Origin of the sequence: Pseudodesulfovibrio pelocollis, assembly GCF_030282845.1 — a bacterium.
GTDB classification, from domain to species: Bacteria; Desulfobacterota; Desulfovibrionia; order Desulfovibrionales; family Desulfovibrionaceae; genus Pseudodesulfovibrio; species Pseudodesulfovibrio pelocollis.
Genome location: NZ_JASTWE010000036.1, coordinates 1 through 18,504, shown reverse-complemented (window position 1 = coordinate 18,504; position 18,504 = coordinate 1). Strand labels below are relative to the sequence as shown.

Sequence of the window (18,504 nt, the reverse complement as noted above, 5' to 3'; positions counted from 1 at the left end):
CCAGTGGCCCACGCTCCAAGCCGCAGGGACGGCCGGGCTGCCAATGAACGCGCCCCGGCTTTTTTCATGCCCGGGGCCGAAGCAGGGGGAGTCGTGCGGATTCAGTCCCACGCCGTGGAACAGTACCAGATCAACGCCGGGACCGCCCGGCGCGAGGCGGTGACCGACAGGCCCGGGGCCACGGTGACCACCACCGCGCTCGGCTTTCGCCTGGGCCGGTTCGGACTGGACTACGAATCCTCCAGCGTGGTGGTCGATACCGCCCTCTCGCCTGAGTCGCGCCGCGCACGGCAGCAGGCCGCAGCCTTTTCGACCCAGGCCGAGGTGGCCACCCTGCGCGCCAACCTGGGGCTCAGCGGGGCCGATCATCGCGACCGGGCCGTCTCAGGCGCCAAGGCCGTCGGCCAGGCGTCCCCGGGCCGCATCAGGGCCGCCCTGGCCGCCTACGCCAGCGCCGCCCGCGATACCGACCTGCCGCCCGGCACCATGCTCGCCTCGGTGGTCTGACCCTTCCTGTCCTGACCAGGACAGCGCCTTCACCGCGCCAAAGCGCTGGACAAAATGGGCCAGCCATGGTTTTCAGCCCCATGATGTTGTGTTCGCCAAGGCCGTGCCCGGATGGCGAACCGTTCTGGACGGGCCATCCTACAGCCCTTCGGTCCCATCGTCTTGGCGGCAAACCCGTCAGGGAAACAGCCAATGCATGTCAGGAGGTCGCGCCTTGAAATCCGTCGGCAGCCGAATCGCCAATACACTGTTGGTCCTGGGCAGCGTCCTCATGACCTATGCAGTCATCGAATTTCTGGTCTTTCCGCAAATTTTTCCGCACCTTCCCGAGAAATACTATCACTACGGGACCAGGGATACCCGCCGTCTGATCCAGTCCAGCGTCGAAGGCACGGTCCCGTCCGGGGAATACATCGCCCTGCTGGGCGACTCCTATGCCGCCGGAGCCGGAGACTGGTTCAATCGCCAGGGCTGGGACCTGATGACCGAATATCACAGCGCCAACACCATCCACCGCCGCCTGGGCAAGGATGTCTTCGTCTTCGGCGTGCCCGGCGCGGGCAGCGTGGACGGGGCATGCGTCAATCCGATACACTCCGTGCGCTATATCCGAAACGCGGGCTTTTCGCTGCCATCACCGGAAACGGTCCTTTACTATTTCTATGAAGGCAACGATCTCACGGACAACACCACCTTCATCAACAAGTATTACCGTCCTGAAAACGACAATCCCTGCGATGAGCGGGAACTCGACACGTTCCTTGGGAAGTTCATCGCCGAAAAGGCGTCCGGCGTGCCCGACAAGTTCGGCGACCGCCTGCTGTTTGCCAACATGCTCTACCGCATGGTCTACTACAAGCCGTGGAAAAAGGTTCCGCAGTTCGACGACACGCAGGACACCGGGACCAACAGGGTTCTCGTCAACGGCCGGGAAACGCCTGTGGCCACGCCGCTGTTCAGCAGCGCCTTTGCCTTGACCGACGCGCAGCACCGCGATGCCCTCTGCCTGCTTAAGGGGGCGCTCAGACAGTCGCACGCGTTTTTCAGCGAAAGCCGCTATGTTGTGGTCTACCTGCCCTCGCCGCCGGTATGCTACGAGACCGAATCCCCCCTGCGCGTGGTGTGGGAGGGCGACGAGATGACAGCGGACCCGGCCGAATTGAACAGGCGCAGCGACGCGCTGGCCGCCCAGGTGGCCGCCATCGCCGGAGAACTCGGCCTGGAGTTTCTGGACGCGCGCCCGGCCATGCGACAGGCGGCGTTGAAAGACGTGATTCACGGCCCCACGGACTGGACGCACTATAACGAGATCGGCTATACGGCGCTGGGCGACTTCGTGGCCGATTTCCTGCAAACGGAATAATCCAAAGGGGCGTGCCAGAATCCGGCACGGCCGTGAGAACAAGGAAGACCGCGTGGAATCCGAAAAGAACATCCGTCCCTTCAGGGGGGCTGTGGACCGAATGATGTGGGAGCGCCTGAACGGCCACAAGGCCCTTGCCGTGTGGTTCACCGGGCTTTCGGGCTCGGGCAAGTCCAGCATTGCCCACGAGGTGGAAAAGCGCCTGTTCGAGCGGGGCGTGCGGGTCAAGGTCTTTGACGGCGACAACGTCCGCCATGGTCTGTGCGGCGACCTGAGTTTCTCACCCGAGGCCCGGGCCGAGAACACCCGGCGCATCGCGGAGATGGTCAAGCTCTTCCTGGAAAACGGCACCATCTGCCTGTGCGCCTTCATCTCGCCCCTTCGCGCCGACCGCGAGCGGGTGCGCGAGATCGTCGGCCCGGACGACTTCCATGAGGCGTTCATCTCCTGCTCGGTGGAGGAGTGCGAGCGGCGCGACACCAAGGGCTACTATCGCCTCGCACGGGAGGGAAAGATCAAGAACTACACCGGGATTTCCGCCCCGTATGAGGCCCCGTCCGTTCCGAATCTGCTACTGGAAACCGAGAAGGCGGACCTCGACGAATGCGCGAACACGGTCGTGGAGTATATCCTGAAGACTTCGGCCCTGTAGGCGTTCTCCGGCCTATCGGCCGCTGGCCGCGACCATCATTTTCCCCTCCCGGCTTGCCAAGGCGCGTCTTCCCGCGCACTATAGACCCCGCTAAGCATACGAGGAACCCGCAGATGAAATCAGTACAGGCACAGATCAAGGGCATGCATTGCGCGGCCTGCTCGGGCCGCATCGAGCGCGCGGTGGGGGGCATGGACGGCGTGGAGGCCGTCTCGGTCAACCTCGCCTCGGAAACCATGGACATGACCTTTGACCCCGAGGTGACGACCCTGGAAGCCGTGGCCGGGCGCGTTGTCGAACTCGGGTTCGAGGCGCAGTTTCCGGCCGGGAGCGCCGAAGGCACAGGACTTGAGGAGCTGAGCCTCGATATCGGGGGCATGCACTGCGCGGCCTGCTCGGGCCGCATCGAGCGCGTGACCGGGGCGCTGCCGGGCGTTGACTCGGCCTCGGTCAACCTGGCCACCAACTCCGGCACCTTTCTCTTTGACCCGGCCAGCATCTCGCGCCGCGACATACGCCAGGCCATCGCCGACGCCGGGTTCACCACCCAGCCCCGCAGCGAGGCGAGCGCCCGGTTCGAGACCCGGCGCAGGGAGGCCCAGGAGCGGTTGGACGCGCAAAAACGCGAACTGGTCCCGGCCTTTCTCTTCGCCCTGCCGCTGCTCATCCTTTCCATGGGCCACATGTGGGGCATGCCCTTGCCCGGCTGGCTCGACCCCATGCACGCCCCCGTCACCTTTGCCCTGGTCCAGCTGGGGCTGACCCTGCCCGTGGTCTGGTCCGGCCGCAATTTCTACCTCCAGGGCATCCCGGCCCTGCTGCGCGGCGGGCCGAACATGGACTCCCTGGTGGCCATCGGCACGGGCGCGGCCTTTGTCTACTCGCTCTGGAACACGGCGGCCATGCTCGTGGCAGACCCGGATGGTGCCGTGCATCTGGCCATGGATCTCTACTACGAGTCCGCGGCCGTGCTCATCGCCATGATCTCGCTGGGCAAGTATTTCGAGGCCCGGTCGCGGCTCAAGACCTCGGACGCCATCCGCGCCCTGATGCAGCTGGCCCCGGACACGGCCACCATGATCCGCGACGGTCAGCAGGTGACCGTGCCCGTGGACGAGGTGGAGCCGGGCGATACACTGCTGGTCAAGCCGGGCGAGCGCATTCCCGTGGACGGCGAGGTGGCCGACGGCCGCTCCAGCGTGGACGAGTCCATGCTCACCGGCGAGCCCATGCCCGTGGGCAAGGCGGCTGGCGACACCGTGGCCGGAGGCACCCTGAACACCTTCGGCGCCCTGACGGTCACGGCCCGGCGCGTGGGCCGCGACACCATGCTGGCGCGCATCATCCGCATGGTCCAGGAGGCCCAGGGGTCCAAGGCCCCCATCGCCAATCTGGCCGATCGCATCAGTTTCTACTTTGTTCCGGCGGTGATGCTCCTGGCCGTGGCCTCGGGGCTGGCGTGGTATTTCGTTGGCGGGGCGGGCTTTCCCTTTTCGCTGCGCATCTTCGTGGCCGTGCTGGTCATCGCCTGCCCCTGCGCCATGGGGCTGGCCACGCCGGTGTCCATCATGGTCGGCACTGGCCGGGGCGCGCAGCTTGGCGTGCTCATCAAGTCGGGCCGGGCGCTCCAGGAGGCGGGCGGCCTCGACACCGTGGTCTTCGACAAGACCGGCACCCTGACCCACGGCCGCCCGGAGCTGGCCGCCGTGACCATGGTCCGGGGCACCATGGCCCAGACCGAGGCCGTGTATCTGGCCGCCGCCGCCGAGAGCAGTAGCGAGCATCCCCTGGCCCAGGCCATCATGCGCCACGCCCGCAAGCTCGAGCTTGACCCGCCCGCGCCCGATGCCTTCGAGGCCGTGCCGGGCAAGGGCATCCGGGCCACCATCGGCTACCGCACCGTGTTCATCGGCAACCGCGCCTACATGGAGGACAACGGCATCACCCTGGACGACGACCAGTTCGCCGTGGACGCCATCAGCCACTATGCGCAGCAGGGCGCGACCGTGGTCTACTTTGCCAGCGAGAACAAGTTCAACGCCATCTTTGCCATTGCCGACGCCATGCGCGACGAGACGCCCGAGGTGGTGGCAACCCTCAAGCGGGCCGGGCTGACGCCCATCATGCTCACCGGCGACAACGAGGTCACGGCCCGGGTGGTGGCCGAGCGGGCAGGCATCGACACGGTCATCGCCGGGGTGCTGCCCGACCGCAAGGCCGCCGAGATCGAGCGGCTCCAGGCCGAAGGGCGCAAGGTGGCCATGGTCGGCGACGGCATCAACGACGCCCCGGCCCTGGCCCTGGCGGACATCGGCGTGGCCATGGGCTCGGGCATCGACGTGGCAGTCGAGTCCGGCGATGTGGTGCTCATCAAGAGCGACCTGCGCGCCCTGCTCACGGCCCTGAACCTGTCGCGGGCCACCATGACCAACATCAAGCAGAACCTGTTCTGGGCCTTTGCCTTCAACGTCATCGGCCTGCCCGTGGCCGCCGGGGTGCTCCACATCTTTGGCGGCCCGACCCTCAACCCCATGATCGCGGGCACGGCCATGGCCATGAGCTCGGTCACCGTGGTGGGCAACGCCCTGCGCCTGCGCTTTTTCAAAGGGTAACATCGGGCGGGCAGCCCGTCCGGTCAGCAGCAAAGGAGACCCCATGCCAGTGATCAAAGTGAAGGGAATGAGCTGCCAGCATTGCGTCAAGTCCGTGACCCAGGCCCTTGAAGCGCTGGGCGCGACCAACGTGCGCGTGGACCTGCTCTCGGGCAACGTGACCTATGCCGAGCCCACGGGCAACGGCCCCATCGACAAACCGGCCATGGCCGAGGCCATCACCCGCATCGGATTTGAAGTGGTCGGCTGATCCCGCGCGGCCCGACAGGACCCGCGACGTTTCCCAGAAACGCCGAAGCCTGAAACACATGATCAAATCCCCAAAGCATAGTGCTCGGGGGATTCTCAAATAATGCTCTTGATTAGGGAAGAACACATGAAACGATTTGTCTTGATTTCGCTTTGTCTCTTTGTCGTTGGTTGCACTTCTGCGAAAAAGAATATGAGTTCAGACTACATCGTGCAACCTTCAGAACTCTCAAACATGAGTGCTTCGGAAGTGGAAAGCACGATGCTCAACGGACACCCTGCAACCTATTTTACACGCGCTGGCATATTGTTCTCGGAAGGGGAAAAGCGGGAGGGAGTCAAATGGTTTTATATAGGACAAATTCGTTACAGAGCGTACTTGCAAGCCAATCCTTCGCTCAAGCCGTCAGGAGACCCTGCCCTGTTCTCCGCTTTAATGCATACCGTTGGAACACCATTGAATCAGTATATTGGGGGCGACATTGATGAATGGATTGCGACTATTGATGAGGCAGTTCAATGGCACAACGACAATCAATACTATTTTCTAGATAAGGACAGTAATGAAGAAATTTACGCATTCGTATTGTCTGGATTGGAAGATTTAAAAAAACATATCGTCGACAATAGGGATTTCATTCGGAATCAACGCGCAGAGAAAGGGTTGGAAAATCGTTAGGTGGTTGGTGTTCTGTTGTTATAAAAAACATCTAATAAGCTGTCCCGATTTGGGCCATGACGTTTGCAACAGATGTGGCTCAACCAATTGTGCCCCATGGGCCAATGGCGAATTCCGTCAACACGTACGGAAAACGCCTTGGCCCGCCCCGGGTCCGTTTTTCCGTCGCAGTGCCGTAAAGAATGCGGGGCAGTGGCCGATAAGACGGACATGATCATCCAGGCGAGCCATATAAACCCTTGGGGCGTGCAGGGATTGCGCTCCGGCGTCGGCCCCACTGCGGCCACGGCCTACTCGGTGCGTCCCGGCTCCCTGCCTGGCACGGCTCCCCAGACCCTGGGCCAGACCACGGCCGACGAGATCATCCGGCGGATGGAGGCCGGGCTCGACGAGTCCGGCCAGGAGCGGGACGCCACCTCCCTGCGCAATTCCCTGGCGGCCAGCCTGGACTGGGTGCGCGAGCGCTTCGGCAACGAGACCGGGGCCGCGGCCTCGGGCATGCTCATGGCCGCCACGGCCGACACCGTGACCGAGGAGACCTTGGGCAAGGGATTGCTCGACACGCTCCGCTTCATCGACCGCACCCAGGGCTTTGCGGCCGGAGACCAGGCCATCGCCCGGTTCAATGCGGGCGTCAACGGCCAGCTCAACGCCTATTTCGACAACGGTCGAAACGAACAGTTCCTGGCCGTGCAGATGGGCGCGGCCGACACCGAAGCCGCTGCCCGGACCTTTCTGCGCTCTGCCCAGGCCCCGGCTTCGGCCGGGAACGTCCCGAACCTGACCGAGGCGCTCCTCGAATCCCTCAGGCAGGACATGGACGAGGCTGCCCAGCTTCAGGACATCACCAGCAATCTCGACGCCCTCGCGCCTTCGCGGGGCACCATCAGGGCCGCCCTTGCCGCCTACGGTGCCGTCCCGGCAGACGCCATGCCGCAGCTCGTGTCCATGACCGCCTAACAGGCTGTTGATAAACGTCCGAAGCCGCCGACTCCCGAATCAGGGAACCGGCGGCTCAGTGCGTTTCAGGCGTGTGGGAATCAGTCTTCGTCAACGCCTGTCAGGTCGCCGATCTCGTGGCCCATGTCCTCGGCCTTGAGCACGCGGCGCAGGATCTTGCCCGAGCGGGTCTTGGGCAGTTCGCTTCGGAACTCCACGGACTTGACCACGGCCACCGGGCCAAGCTCGTTGCGCACGGTGCGCTTGAGTTCCTTGATCATCCCGTCGTCAGGCTCGAAGCCGTCGTTGAGGACCACAAAGGCCTTGGCCGCCTCGCCCTTGATCCGGTCGGGCATGCCGATGACCGCCACCTCGCACACGGCCGGATGGGCGGCAAAGGCGGCCTCCACCTCGGCCGAGCCGATGCGGTGCCCGGCGATGTTGATGACATCGTCGGCGCGGCCCTGCATCCAGATGTAGCCGTCTTCATCCCGTCTGGCCACATCGCCAGCGTAGTACACGCCCGGGATTTTGGTCCAGTATTCCTTGTAGCGGTCGTCGTCGTTCCACAGCCCGGTCATCATGGCGGGCCAGGGCTTGGTGACCACCAGCAGTCCGCCCTTGCCGGGCGGCATGGGGTTGCCCTCGCGGTCCACCACATCCACCTCCACGCCGGGCAGGGGCTTGGTCACCGAGCCGGGCTTGAGCAGCGAGATGGGGAGCGGCGCGATCATGAACATGCCGGTCTCGGTCTGCCACCAGGTGTCGAGCACCGGGCATTCGCTGCGGCCGATGTTCTTGTAGAGCCATATCCAGGTCTCGGGCGAAATGGGCTCGCCCACCGAGCCGAGGAGGCGCAGGCTGGAGAGATCGTGCTGCTTGGGATACTGCGCGCCAAAGCGCATGAGCATGCGGATCATGGTGGGCACGGTGTAGAAGATGGTCACCCCGTAGCGGGCCACGATGGACCAGAGCCGGTCGGCCTGGGGATAATTGGGGTGGCCCTCGTACATGACCGAGGTGGTGCCCGCCAGCAGCGGGCCGTAGATGCCCGCGCTGTGGCCCGTGACCCAGCCCGGGTCGGCCGTGCTCCAGAAGATGTCCGTGGGCTTTATGTCAAAGACAGAGGTCAGGGTGCGGTGCACGCCCACCATGTAGCCCGCGTGGGAGTGGACGATGCCCTTGGGCTTGCCCGTGGTGCCCGAGGTGTGGAGCAGGAAGAGCGGGTCGGCCGCATCCATGACCTCGGTGGGGGCCTCGTTGCGCTCCTGGCGGACCAGATCGTCGTAGTGGAAATCGCGGCCGTCGGACATTTCCACGCCGATGTTGCAGCGGCGCACCACCACCATGGATTCCACGCAGTCTGCGCAGGAGCCGACCAGGGCCGCGTCCGCCGTCTCCTTGAGGTTGATGATGTGGCCGTTGCGGTAGAAGCCGTCGGCGGTGATGAGCAGCTTGGCCTGGCAGTCGTTGATGCGCTGGCGCAGCGCCTTGGCCGAAAAGCCCGCGAAGACCAGCGAGTGGATGGCCCCGATCTTGGCCGTGGCCAGCATGGCGATGACGGTTTCGGGCAGGGGGGGCATGTAGAGGACCACCCGGTCCCCCTTGCGCACTCCCAGGGAACGCAGGGCGTTGGCGAACCGGTTCACCTCGCGGTAGAGCTCGAAATAGGTGTATTTGCGCGAGTCGCCGGGCTCGCCCTCCCAGATCAGGGCCAGCTTGTTCTTGTTGGCGGTCTCGATGTGGCGGTCGAGCGCGTTGTAGACGATGTTGCAGCGCGCCCCGGCAAACCAGCGGTAAAACGGGGCGTCCTTGTCGTCGAGCACCTGGTCCCACTTCTTGAACCAGTCCAGTTCGTCGGCCGCCTCCTCCCAGTAGCCCAGGGGGTCCATGGCCGCGAATTTGCGCGCCGCCTCCAGCTCCTGGGGGTTGATGTTGGCCTCGATGACCAGCTGGGGCAGCGGGCGAAGGACCCGCTCCTCGGTAAGCAAGCTGTCAAGTGCGCCTGACTGATCCATTGTTTCCTCCTCGCCGCCAAAAACAATCAGCGAGTCTCATTGATAGCACGATGCCGCCGCAATGCCCGCTATATTCGGCCAGCGGTTCCTGCGGCGGGGCGAACGGTCACAGTCCGATGACCTTTTTCAACTCCGCGATGCGGCGGCGGCTGATGGGCAGCTCGATGCGGGTGCGGCCCGCGGTGCGCAGCATGAAGTTGGAGCCGGGCATGCTGGCGATCTCCGTGACCATGTCCAGGTTGACGAGATACTTGCGATGCACACGGAAGAACCGGTGCGGCTCCAGCCTGTCCTCCAGGTTCTTGAGCCGGTGCGACGACAAGAACTTCTGGTTGGCCGTGTGCACGTACGAGTAGTCCTCGAAGGCCTCGACAAAGATGATCTGGTCGTAGGGGATGAGAATGGTGCGGCCGTCCTGAGATACCGCCAGCTTTTCGATCTCCAGCCTGCGCCCGCCCGTCTGGTTCCAGGCGGACTTGAGCGCGGCCAGGAACGAGTCCTGCTCCTCCTCGGGCAGGGGCAGCTGCACCGTGTGCTCGCGCTCGTCCTCCGGGTCGTCCGGGTCCGCGGCATAACTGGCCGGGGCGGGCACCTCGCGAAACCGCGTCTTGAAATTCTGGAGCCGGTCCACGGTCCGGGCCATGCGCCCGGCCGGAGGCGGCCAGAGCAGATAATCCGTGGCCCCCAGCTCAAAGGCCGCATAGGCATGGGCCTCGGTATCGGAGATGAAGACCAGGGCGGGCTTGTGCTTGCGCCCGGCCAGCATCTGGGCCATCTCGATGCCCGATGCCCCGCCCGGCAGATCAACAGCCACGAAGAACACGCCGTAAGGAATCGCCTCCAGCATCTCCATGGCCTCAAAGGCCGAAACCGCCTCGCCCAGCACCTGGATGAAGCGCACATCCTCCAGCACATCGCGCAGCGCGGTGCGGACCTCTGGATCAGGATGGATGAGCAAAGTCTTGAGCTTGGGCATTCCGACCATCGCTTGGAAAAATACACAGTCCCCGGGCCAGGTTCGACCCACTCCCATCACCTACCCGCATTTTCGCCCGCACGCAAGACAGCGCTGCGGCGCAGGCGGGTGGAAGGGTGCCAAAAGTCATGCTCTCGGACTGCTCAAGCTCTTGTTCATATGAAGAACAATCGTCTCGCTTCAATACATTTCGGACAACTCAAGGGCAACTTTCACGAACCAGCCACCGAAGATTTCCACTTCTCCAGCAAACCATCGATAACTTCTGCGCGATAGGCCAAAAAGCCTTCTACGCCTGAAAGCGAACCTACCGGCTCAGCCCAATCAAATTGATCAATATCCCATGACGGAGATGGTGATTCCTTTATCGTCATCAAGGGGGGTACCAGATTACAAACAGCTCCATAAAGATCATATGCCTTGCGCTGAAGTAACATTCGAATCGTTCCATCGAAGTCCGTCGGTTTCAAAAAATTCGAAGGTATGTAGACCGTATTGGCAACACTTGTATATAGGCCAAACAATCGCTTCGGAAAATCATTCCCCGATTCACAACTAAATTCATCGTCACAACGATTCCTATACGCCTTATGGTCGACCAAATGCGCCAATGAATACCCATCTGGCCCAAATTTTTGAAAAGGCTTTCCGCGAAAGACATGGGACCATATCTGTTTCGGAAAATCATTATCGTCAAGGCTCAATGCATATTCTGGCTGTCCCCTATGTTCCTTTGTTTTTCCTCGAAACTGGGCAATCTCTTTGCTTCCAGCATAGCGCCGAATTCCAGGAAAGGCACAAGGAGATAATTCCCAAAGGTACATTTCTTTGGATATTCCACAATCCTTCAATTGCTTTACCCAAGTATCTCGACGTCTTTCGTTATCAGCTACGATCAGTTCAACAATATCAGGATGTAAAAAGCGAACAAACGGCATCGTGGATTTTGCCAATAGAAGTATTTCATTTTCACTGGGCAAGGACCATTTTGGCCAGCTGCTTGCTCTTCGTACAGGTCCCATTGAAGCAGCAGGACTACCTGCATACGCACAATGAATCTTATCTATAATATGTTTTGTAAAATTATACCTTGTGCCATTTGACTTTACATCAATGAAGTCGGCAGTTGCTATCTCAACACTAACCGATTTTTCATCTTTTTTTCTAAAGTTACTAAAGTTTATTATGCCCCTTGGGATTTCCAACACATACAAAAAACCAGGGGCATATAGCAAAAACCACCTTGATGCCTCACTGTTGGTTCTTGGATCCACCCACCAAACAGGCTTACTTGCATTGATTTTCGCAAAATTGCAGTTTTCACTACTGATTGCATGATGTTTCTGGCTAGCTAACGAAATCGCTTCTTTCTTATCCACACCGCCTCCATCCGTTCTACTCTAGAAAAGCAGCAAGAGGCCTACTGGTAACACGTACAGCAAATAAGTCAACATACCGTTTTCATTTGATATTGCTAAAAGGCCTTTTAGCAATATCAAAACTAGAACACTTCAAGGGCACTTCGAAAAGGGTTTCCCTCTCCCCTTCCCCCTGGCCGCCGGAGGCATCCTCCCTATTCCACGCCCATGCCGGGGTGGTGGGCGGCGTCTTCCATGTCGAACTCGTGGCAGGCCGAGCAGGAGCCGTTTGCTCCGAGGGCTTGGGGTTTGCCGGTGTATTGCACGGGCTGGGTCGAGTCGCGTCCTGTGGCCGGGTGGATGGCGTGGGGTGCGCCGTGGCAGGCCGCGCAGTAGACCGCGCCCAGGTCGTCGCGTCGGGTGGAGTAGAGTTCGGCGGAGCTTTCGGCGTTGAAGGCGTCTATGGTGTCTGGCGCGGTGTAGTCCCTGTGGCAGGTCAGGCAATCGGGCTCGGCCAGCCAGGGAGCGCGCGGGTTTATTTCGTCGGCCGAGTTGACCGAGCGCGGGGTGAGCAGGGTCAGGAGTTTGTCTGCGCCCTGTTTGCCTGCCCTTTGCTCGCCCTTGAGCAGGGCGATGGCGAAGTCCTCCATCTGGCCGTGGCAGCTGGCGCAGTCGAGCCCGGCCTCGGCGTGGAGGCCGCGCAGGGTGTTCTGCGGATGGCACTTGAGGCAGGAGTCTTCGGCATCGCGCCCGGCCAGGTAGACGGCGTGGGAGCCGTGGATGGCGGCCGAGAGATTGGGCCGATCGCCCGCGCCTCGGGCGTTCTGGATCGGGTCGTCGTGGCATTCCACGCAGAGGATGGGGCCTTTTCTTGAGCGGGCCACATGGTCAGTTTTGTTCATGCGGTCGTGCACGGCCAGGATGTTTTCGGCCGTGGCCGTTGACACGCCCGAGTCGTGGCGCGCCCAGTCGCCGCCGTGGCAGTTGCGGCAGCCCATCTGGTCGCTCACGGGCAGGGCCACGCGGGTGGTGGCCAGCAGTTGGCCGCCGGCGTCGCGCGCCTCGATGGTGGCCATGGGCAGCGGGTTGAACGCGCCGTCCGCGTAGGGGCGCACGTTCAGGGTCGCCTCGAAGCGGCCGCCGTCTTCGTGCGGGGCCAGGGAGCCGGTCAGGGTGTTGCCCTCGAAGCCGGGGTCCACGGCAAAGGTCAGGGTCACGCCGCTGGTGACCACCTCGGGCAGCGGGTCGCGCAGGATGAGCTGGGCGCGCAGGGTGATGGCCGGGGGCAGCAGGGTCCAGAGATCGGTCTGGGCGTAGAAGGTCATGCCCTGGTCGGTCCAGGCCAGCAGGACATGGGTGTCCTCGTCCGGGTTGAAGGGCGCGGGTGCGGCGGGTTCCGGGGTCGGAACGGCCGTGCGGGCCAGGGGGGCATTGCCGTTGAGATCCTCGGCGATGTAGGCGGCCAGGGCGGCGCGTTCGCCGGGGGTGCCGAGGAAGGGAGGCATGTAGGGATTGAGTTTGCCCATGCCGGAGATGAAGGAGTCCATGCCGTCGGTGTCGTACATGGCGGTGCGTTTGCGGATGTCGTTCATGGGGCCGCCGATGGAGTGGCAGGACGCGCATTGGAGCTGGTAGAGGAAGGCCCCGGCAGCCATGCGGTTGTCGGCGGTGATGCCGTCGCGCAGGTCGGGCGGTGTCCATCTGGCCCGGGCCAGGGCACCGTCCTGGTTGATGACCGCGGCGTGGGATTTGATGATGGAGTTGGAATAGGCGTAGTCCCAGATCAGGTAGGGCTTGCGTGCGGCCTCGCGGATGAACTCGAAGGAGCCGAAGAGGCCGAGTCCGGCCATGAGCACGACCATGGCCAGGGGGAAGGTCATGCGCCGGGGCATGCGCAGGGCCATGGTCAGCCCGCCCAAGAGGGTCAGCCCGGCGGTGAGCCAGAACCAGTTCATGAATCCGGCCACCCGGTGGGACTTGAGCAACATCATTTCGTACTGGGCGGTGGGTAGCGAGGCCACATACCAGAAGCCGGTGACCACAACGGCCGCTACGCCCGCGATGGTCCAGGCCGAGCAGGTGCGCAGCACGCTGACGCGGGTCTCCTCGTCCATGATGCGTGTGGCCGTGACAAAGCCGAAGAGCCCGGCGCAGGCGGCCGAGAAGAAGGTGCGGAAGACCAGAGACGACCAGAAGGTGGGGTTGAAGATGCCGTCCCAGAAATCCCTGGTCTGGAGCCAGTCTCCGGGGGTGAGCATGAAGCCCACGATGCCGTTGATGAGGAACAGGGAGAACCAGCCGAAGATGAAGTAGATGTAGCCGACCATGAGGTGGTCGCGGCGGTTCATGGTGTCCCAGGTGTAGTAGTAGATGATCAGGGCGACGATTTCGCCCGTGAAACAGACCCACTCGGCCGCCCAGGCGAAGACGAAGTTGTGGATCAGGGTGATGGTGGCCTGGGGCGCGAGCAGGGCGATGGTGAACCAGATGGCCACGCCCGACACCGCGCCGAAGGCCATGGTCAGCAGCAGGAAGAAGCGGCTGTGCTTCTTGGCGTATTCGAGCAGGTGCGGGTTGCCCGTGCGGTAGGCCGCCTGCTCGGTGAGCACCAGGAAGAGGCCGCCGCCGATGGCGAAGTGGGCCACGTAGACATGCAGGGTGGCGATGAGGGCGATCCAGAATCCGCCGCCAAGGGTGGTCAGTTGCCAGATGGGATATTCCATGGGTTACGCCCTCCCCTCGCGCGATTTGAAGTAGAGTTTGAGCATGTAGGCCATGGCGGCCAGCCCGGCCACCAGGAAGACGGCGAAGAGCAGCACCGGCGAATACTGGCCCGTGACCGGGGTGTCCGCGATGTTGAACCAGGGGCTGAGGAACAGGGCGCGCAGCCAGTGGCGGGTCAGGCTCATGAAGAAGACCGTGAGCACGGCCCAGACCGTGGCCTGCACCGGCTGTTTGCGAAATCCGGCGGCCAGGAGCATGCCCGCGCAGGCCAGTCCGGCCACCAGGGTGACCGTGGCCGGGATGCTGCCGCCCAGGAAGGCGAGCAGGATTTCCTGCGGCAGGGAGATGAGGAACCACAGGCCGATGCCCAGGTTGACCAGGGTGGCCCGGGTCAGCCAGCGCATGCCCACGTCCACGAAGACGTCGTTCTTGCCCCATCGGCCGAGCAGGGCCACGAAGAGCCCGCCCACGGCTGCCGCGCCCACCATGAAGTGCAGGAAGCGCGGATAGAGGGTGGGGTCGCCGAAGTTGAGCATGGCGGCCCCGGCCTTGTCGAAATATTGCGGCCAGTATTCGGGCCGCAGCATCAGGGTCATGTTGGTGGAGAGCATCAGGGCCACGTAGACGGTTCCGGCCAGGGAGATGGCCAGCAGCGCGGTGCGTCGGGCCGGGCTCAGGGAGTCGTGGCCGAACTTGTAGGCGTAGAATCCGTAGTAGGCGAGCATCAACGCGGCGATCACGGCCAGCCACCAGCCGCCCATGAGCACGGTGCTGACGTAGTCGAACTGCCCGTAGTTGACCTGGAGGAAAAGGAGCGGGGCCACGCCCAGGTTGATGGTCAGGGCCAGGAGCGGCGGTGCCTTCTTGCCCACCTCCCTGGCCAGCCCGCTGTCGCCTCGCATGGCATGGACCAGACCGATGGCCGCCGAGCCCACCAGGGCGTTCATGAACAGGATGTGCGCCGTGAACGTGGTCACCAGCAGCAGGTCGAACCATGCCCAGTGGATGGGGATGGGCTCCGCCAGGGGGATGAGGGACGCCGGATTCATGGGGTGCTCCTTTTTTGACTCACCCTACTTCATAGGGAATCCCGGAACCGATGGCAAGGGGGTGCCAACTTGCGTGCGTTTTGGCCCCGAGTCGTTATGTTTTCCGAAACCTATTGTATAAACAGGCAGTTCGGTGTAGCATGAATCCGTGTGGAAAATTTGCGAGAGGTTTTTGCGTATAGCAAGGCAAAACGGGGGGATTCATGAAGATAGGAACGCGAATGACACTGCTCGGGGCGACGCTGATCGGCCTGACCACGGCGGGGATACTGGGTATTCTTCTCTGGAAGAGCGCCATGGTGGCCGGAACGCTGACCGACTCGTTCAACGAACAGGCCAGGAGCGAGATGGGCGTGGCCGTGGCCGACGCCCGCAACCTGCTGGCCACCCAGCACGCCACCCTGGTGCGGCAGCTGGAAAACGACATGCGCGTGCTTCAGGACATCGTGTCCCGGGGCGGCTCCATCGGCCAGCTCGACGAGCGGGTCAACTGGGAGGCGGTCAATCAGGTCTCGGGCGAGCGGCGCACCGTGTCGCTGCCCGCCATGGCCCTTGGGGGCCGGTGGTTCGGCCAGAACTATGACCCGAATACGCCAACGGCCATGGTGGACGAGATCATGGCCCTGACCGGCACCACCTGCACCGTGTTTCAGGCCATGAACGAGCAGGGCGACCTGCTTCGCGTGGCCACCAACATCCGCGCGGCCGACGGCAGGCGCGCCGTGGGCACCTATATTCCGTCTTCAAGCCCGGTGGCCAGGGCGGTCATGTCGGGCGAGACCTACCGGGGCACGGCCTTTGTGGTCAGCGCCTGGTACCTGACCCAGTACCGGCCCATCAGGGACGACGCGGGCAAGGTCATCGGCTGTCTTTATGTGGGCATTCCCCAGGAGAGTGTGGAGGAGCTGCGCCAGGGTTTCCGGTCCGTGGTCATCGGCGCAAGCGGCGCCCTGACCGTGGTCAGCGGCTCGGGCGACGGGCGCGGCACGGTCAGGATGCACCGCGAGGCCCGGTTCGAGGGCACCAGCCTCCTCGATGTGCGCGACACGGCAGGCAAGGCGGTCTACGCCGAACTGATCGAGGAGGCCAAGAGCGCGGGGGGCACGCCCGTGTCCCTGGCTGCGACCCTGACCGAGCCGGGTGCCTCGGCCCCGCGTGACATGTACCTCACCGCCGCCTACTTCGCCCCGTGGGACTGGGTCATCATCGGCACCGGCCATGTGGAGGAGTTCATGGCGGGCAAGCGGGCCGTGGACGCCGCCCTGACCGAGACCAAGGTCTGGTCCGCCGGGGTGGGCCTGTTCATGCTGGCGGCGGCCATCCTCGTCACCCTGTACTTTTCCCGGATTATCAGCGTTTCCATCGGCCGGGTGGTGGCGGCCATGAACAGCGTCAACAGCGGCGATCTCTCCCTTGAGCGACTGCCCGTGCACGAGCGCGGCCCGCGCGACGAGCTGGAGGAGCTGGCCGCGGCCCTCAACTCCATGGGCGAGGTGCTGCGCCGGGTGGTCGATTCGGTGCAGGAAGGTGCCGAGAACGTGGCCCAGGGCAGCGCGGCCCTGGCCGGAACCTCGCAATCCCTGTCCGAGGGTGCGGCCAATCAGGCCAGCGCCGTGGAAGAGGTCTCGGCCTCCATGGAGCAGATGACCTCCAACATCGAGCAGAACACCGAGAACGCCCGCCAGACCGAGAAGAGCGCCCGGCAGGCCGCCGCCGACGCCCGCCAGGGCGGCGAGTCCGTGGGCCGCACCGTGGAGGCCATGCGCTCCATCGCGGACAAGATCGCCATCATCGAGGAGATTGCGCGCCAGACCAACCTGCTGGCGCTCAATGCGGCCATCGAGGCGGCCCGGGCCGGGGAGCACGGCAAGGGATTCGCCGTGGTGGCGGCCGAGGTGCGCAAGCTGGCCGAGCGCAGCGGCGTGGCCGCGGCCGAGATCAGCGAGCTTTCGGGCAACAGCGTGGCCATTGCCGAGCAGGCGGGCCGGATGCTGGAGAAGATGGTCCCGGACATCACCCGCACCGCCGAACTGGTGCAGGAGATCGCTGCGGCCAGCGCCGAACAGTATTCCGGCGGCAGCCAGATCAAGGCCGCCATCCTGGAACTCGACCGGGTGGTGCAGCAGAACACGGCCGAGGCCGAGCACGTGGCCGCCGCGTCCCAGGAGTTGGCCGGTCACGCCGCCCAGGTGCGCGAGGCCATCGACTACTTCCATCTGGATCATGGCCCGGCCGTGAGGGCGCGGGCCACGGCCAGACCCGCCTCCGGGCTGCCCGTCGGAAAGGGCGGCAGGCAGGTTTCATCAGGCACCAGGGGTGCGCCCAAGCCGCTGACAGGGGCCGCTCCAGGCAGGCCCACGGGTGACGATCCGGACGACTTCGAGCGGTTCTAGCGCCGCTTCCGACCGCATCGGCCCGCGCTCCTGGCGGCAGGAGCGCGGGCCTTGCCATTTGACGGGAAACAGGTAGACAATGCGCCTGACCGGGCTGGCCCGGCCGGATAAAACGACCAAGGAGGCAGCCATGGGAACCGTCCTGCTCGTTGACGCGGGCAACACCAACACCAAGCTCTGTCTGGCCGACGACGCGGGCCTGGGCGAGAGCTACACCCTGCCCACCCGCCCGGCCAACACCGACGACGACTGGGGCCTCAAGGTCGAGTCGATCCTGAGCCGCGAGGGCGTGGACCCGAGAAGCGTGGAGGCATGCGTCATCTGCTCGGTGGTGCCGCCGCTCGATCCGCTGTTTCTGCGCATGGCCCGCCGCTTTCTCGGCTGCGAGGCGGTCTTTGCCGGGCGCGACCTGCCCATCGACCTGACCAACGAATACGCCCGGCCCGAGCAGACCGGCGCGGACATCCTGGTGGGCTGCCTGGCGGCCCGGCTCACCTATGACGCGGAAAACCTCATCGTCATCGACTTCGGCACAGCCACCACCCTGGCCTGCGTCATGGGCAACGCCTTCAAGGGCGGCCTCATCTGCCCTGGCGTGCTCTCGTCGCGCACGGCCCTGGCCAGCGGCACGGCCAAGCTCCCCAATGTCGATCTCAGGGTCGAGAGCGACATCCTCTCCTGGGGTACAAGCACGGAAGAGTGCCTCAACCAGGGGCTCGTCTTCGGCTTCGCGTCCATGATCGACGGCCTTGTCGCCAAGCTTTCGGCGCGCATGGCCGACCCCTTTGTGGTGGCCACCGGCGGGCTGTCGCGCACCATCGCCCAGGTGGCTGGGTCCATCGACGAGCTGCGCCCGGATCTGGTCATGGAAGGGCTGTGGATGGCCTATTACAATAGATAGCGGCTGTTGAAAAACGGCGATCTGCGTCGTTGCTTCAAAAGGTTCAAACCCTCGCGTACCCGGAGTACGCTTCGGCCTTGAACC

General features: G+C 63.7%; 14 protein-coding genes. 9 read left to right on the top strand and 5 right to left on the bottom strand.

Annotated elements, in window-relative coordinates; genetic code table 11:
- The first annotated feature begins 93 nt into the window (after positions 1-93).
- From QQS14_RS12410 to QQS14_RS12380, 7 genes are all read left to right on the top strand, one after another.
- The gene (locus QQS14_RS12410; protein ID WP_285907321.1) at positions 94-507 is read left to right on the top strand and encodes a hypothetical protein; all 414 of its coding nucleotides are present in this window, start codon (positions 94-96) and stop codon (positions 505-507) included.
- 214 nt (positions 508-721) lie between these two features.
- Positions 722-1,870 carry a hypothetical protein gene (locus tag QQS14_RS12405; RefSeq protein WP_285907320.1) on the top strand — a complete coding sequence of 383 codons (1,149 nt, stop codon included), beginning with the start codon at positions 722-724 and terminating at the stop codon, positions 1,868-1,870.
- A gap of 52 nt (positions 1,871-1,922) precedes the next feature.
- Positions 1,923-2,522 (top strand): adenylyl-sulfate kinase, encoded by a 600-nt coding sequence (cysC, locus tag QQS14_RS12400; RefSeq protein ID WP_285907319.1) that lies wholly within the window; start codon positions 1,923-1,925, stop codon positions 2,520-2,522.
- Between the two features lie 113 nt (positions 2,523-2,635).
- Positions 2,636-5,134 carry a heavy metal translocating P-type ATPase gene (locus QQS14_RS12395; RefSeq protein ID WP_285907318.1) on the top strand — a complete coding sequence of 833 codons (2,499 nt, stop codon included), beginning with the start codon at positions 2,636-2,638 and terminating at the stop codon, positions 5,132-5,134.
- Between the two features lie 43 nt (positions 5,135-5,177).
- Positions 5,178-5,384, top strand: coding sequence for a heavy-metal-associated domain-containing protein (locus QQS14_RS12390; protein ID WP_285907317.1), 207 nt, complete (start codon positions 5,178-5,180; stop codon positions 5,382-5,384).
- A 126-nt stretch (positions 5,385-5,510) separates the two neighbouring features.
- On the top strand, positions 5,511-6,062 hold the full coding sequence (locus tag QQS14_RS12385; RefSeq protein WP_285907316.1) for a hypothetical protein: 552 nt from the start codon (positions 5,511-5,513) through the stop codon (positions 6,060-6,062).
- Between the two features lie 192 nt (positions 6,063-6,254).
- Positions 6,255-7,022 carry a hypothetical protein gene (locus QQS14_RS12380; protein WP_285907315.1) on the top strand — a complete coding sequence of 256 codons (768 nt, stop codon included), beginning with the start codon at positions 6,255-6,257 and terminating at the stop codon, positions 7,020-7,022.
- A gap of 80 nt (positions 7,023-7,102) precedes the next feature.
- Here QQS14_RS12380 and acs read toward each other — a convergent pair whose 3' ends face one another.
- From acs to QQS14_RS12355, 5 genes are all read right to left on the bottom strand, one after another.
- The gene (gene acs / locus QQS14_RS12375) at positions 7,103-9,019 is read right to left on the bottom strand and encodes an acetate--CoA ligase (protein WP_285907314.1); all 1,917 of its coding nucleotides are present in this window, start codon (positions 9,017-9,019) and stop codon (positions 7,103-7,105) included.
- Between the two features lie 106 nt (positions 9,020-9,125).
- Entirely contained in the window at positions 9,126-9,995 is an 870-nt protein-coding gene (locus tag QQS14_RS12370; RefSeq protein ID WP_285907313.1) for a LytR/AlgR family response regulator transcription factor, read from the bottom strand.
- A 212-nt stretch (positions 9,996-10,207) separates the two neighbouring features.
- The gene (locus tag QQS14_RS12365; RefSeq protein ID WP_285907312.1) at positions 10,208-11,374 is read right to left on the bottom strand and encodes a hypothetical protein; all 1,167 of its coding nucleotides are present in this window, start codon (positions 11,372-11,374) and stop codon (positions 10,208-10,210) included.
- Between the two features lie 194 nt (positions 11,375-11,568).
- Positions 11,569-14,076 (bottom strand): cytochrome ubiquinol oxidase subunit I, encoded by a 2,508-nt coding sequence (locus QQS14_RS12360; protein ID WP_285907311.1) that lies wholly within the window; start codon positions 14,074-14,076, stop codon positions 11,569-11,571.
- A 3-nt stretch (positions 14,077-14,079) separates the two neighbouring features.
- Positions 14,080-15,126, bottom strand: coding sequence for a hypothetical protein (locus QQS14_RS12355; protein ID WP_285907310.1), 1,047 nt, complete (start codon positions 15,124-15,126; stop codon positions 14,080-14,082).
- A 203-nt stretch (positions 15,127-15,329) separates the two neighbouring features.
- Here QQS14_RS12355 and QQS14_RS12350 point away from each other — a divergent pair, with 203 nt between their 5' ends.
- Positions 15,330-17,519 carry a methyl-accepting chemotaxis protein gene (locus tag QQS14_RS12350; protein ID WP_285907309.1) on the top strand — a complete coding sequence of 730 codons (2,190 nt, stop codon included), beginning with the start codon at positions 15,330-15,332 and terminating at the stop codon, positions 17,517-17,519.
- A gap of 130 nt (positions 17,520-17,649) precedes the next feature.
- A complete protein-coding gene (locus QQS14_RS12345; RefSeq protein WP_285907308.1) occupies positions 17,650-18,420 on the top strand; it encodes a type III pantothenate kinase in 771 nt (256 codons plus the stop codon).
- Positions 18,421-18,504 lie beyond the last annotated feature (84 nt).

What these genes read in the sequence shown, in the direction of transcription:
- QQS14_RS12395 (WP_285907318.1), top strand. Translation starts at nt 2,636, where the DNA reads ATGAAATCAGTACAGGCACAGATCAAGGGCATGCATTGCGCGGCCTGC.
- QQS14_RS12355 (WP_285907310.1), bottom strand. Translation starts at nt 15,126, where the DNA reads ATGAATCCGGCGTCCCTCATCCCCCTGGCGGAGCCCATCCCCATCCAC.
- QQS14_RS12360 (WP_285907311.1), bottom strand. Translation starts at nt 14,076, where the DNA reads ATGGAATATCCCATCTGGCAACTGACCACCCTTGGCGGCGGATTCTGG.
- QQS14_RS12390 (WP_285907317.1), top strand. Translation starts at nt 5,178, where the DNA reads ATGCCAGTGATCAAAGTGAAGGGAATGAGCTGCCAGCATTGCGTCAAG.
- QQS14_RS12345 (WP_285907308.1), top strand. Translation starts at nt 17,650, where the DNA reads ATGGGAACCGTCCTGCTCGTTGACGCGGGCAACACCAACACCAAGCTC.
- QQS14_RS12370 (WP_285907313.1), bottom strand. Translation starts at nt 9,995, where the DNA reads ATGCCCAAGCTCAAGACTTTGCTCATCCATCCTGATCCAGAGGTCCGC.
- QQS14_RS12350 (WP_285907309.1), top strand. Translation starts at nt 15,330, where the DNA reads ATGAAGATAGGAACGCGAATGACACTGCTCGGGGCGACGCTGATCGGC.
- acs (WP_285907314.1), bottom strand. Translation starts at nt 9,019, where the DNA reads ATGGATCAGTCAGGCGCACTTGACAGCTTGCTTACCGAGGAGCGGGTC.
- QQS14_RS12385 (WP_285907316.1), top strand. Translation starts at nt 5,511, where the DNA reads ATGAAACGATTTGTCTTGATTTCGCTTTGTCTCTTTGTCGTTGGTTGC.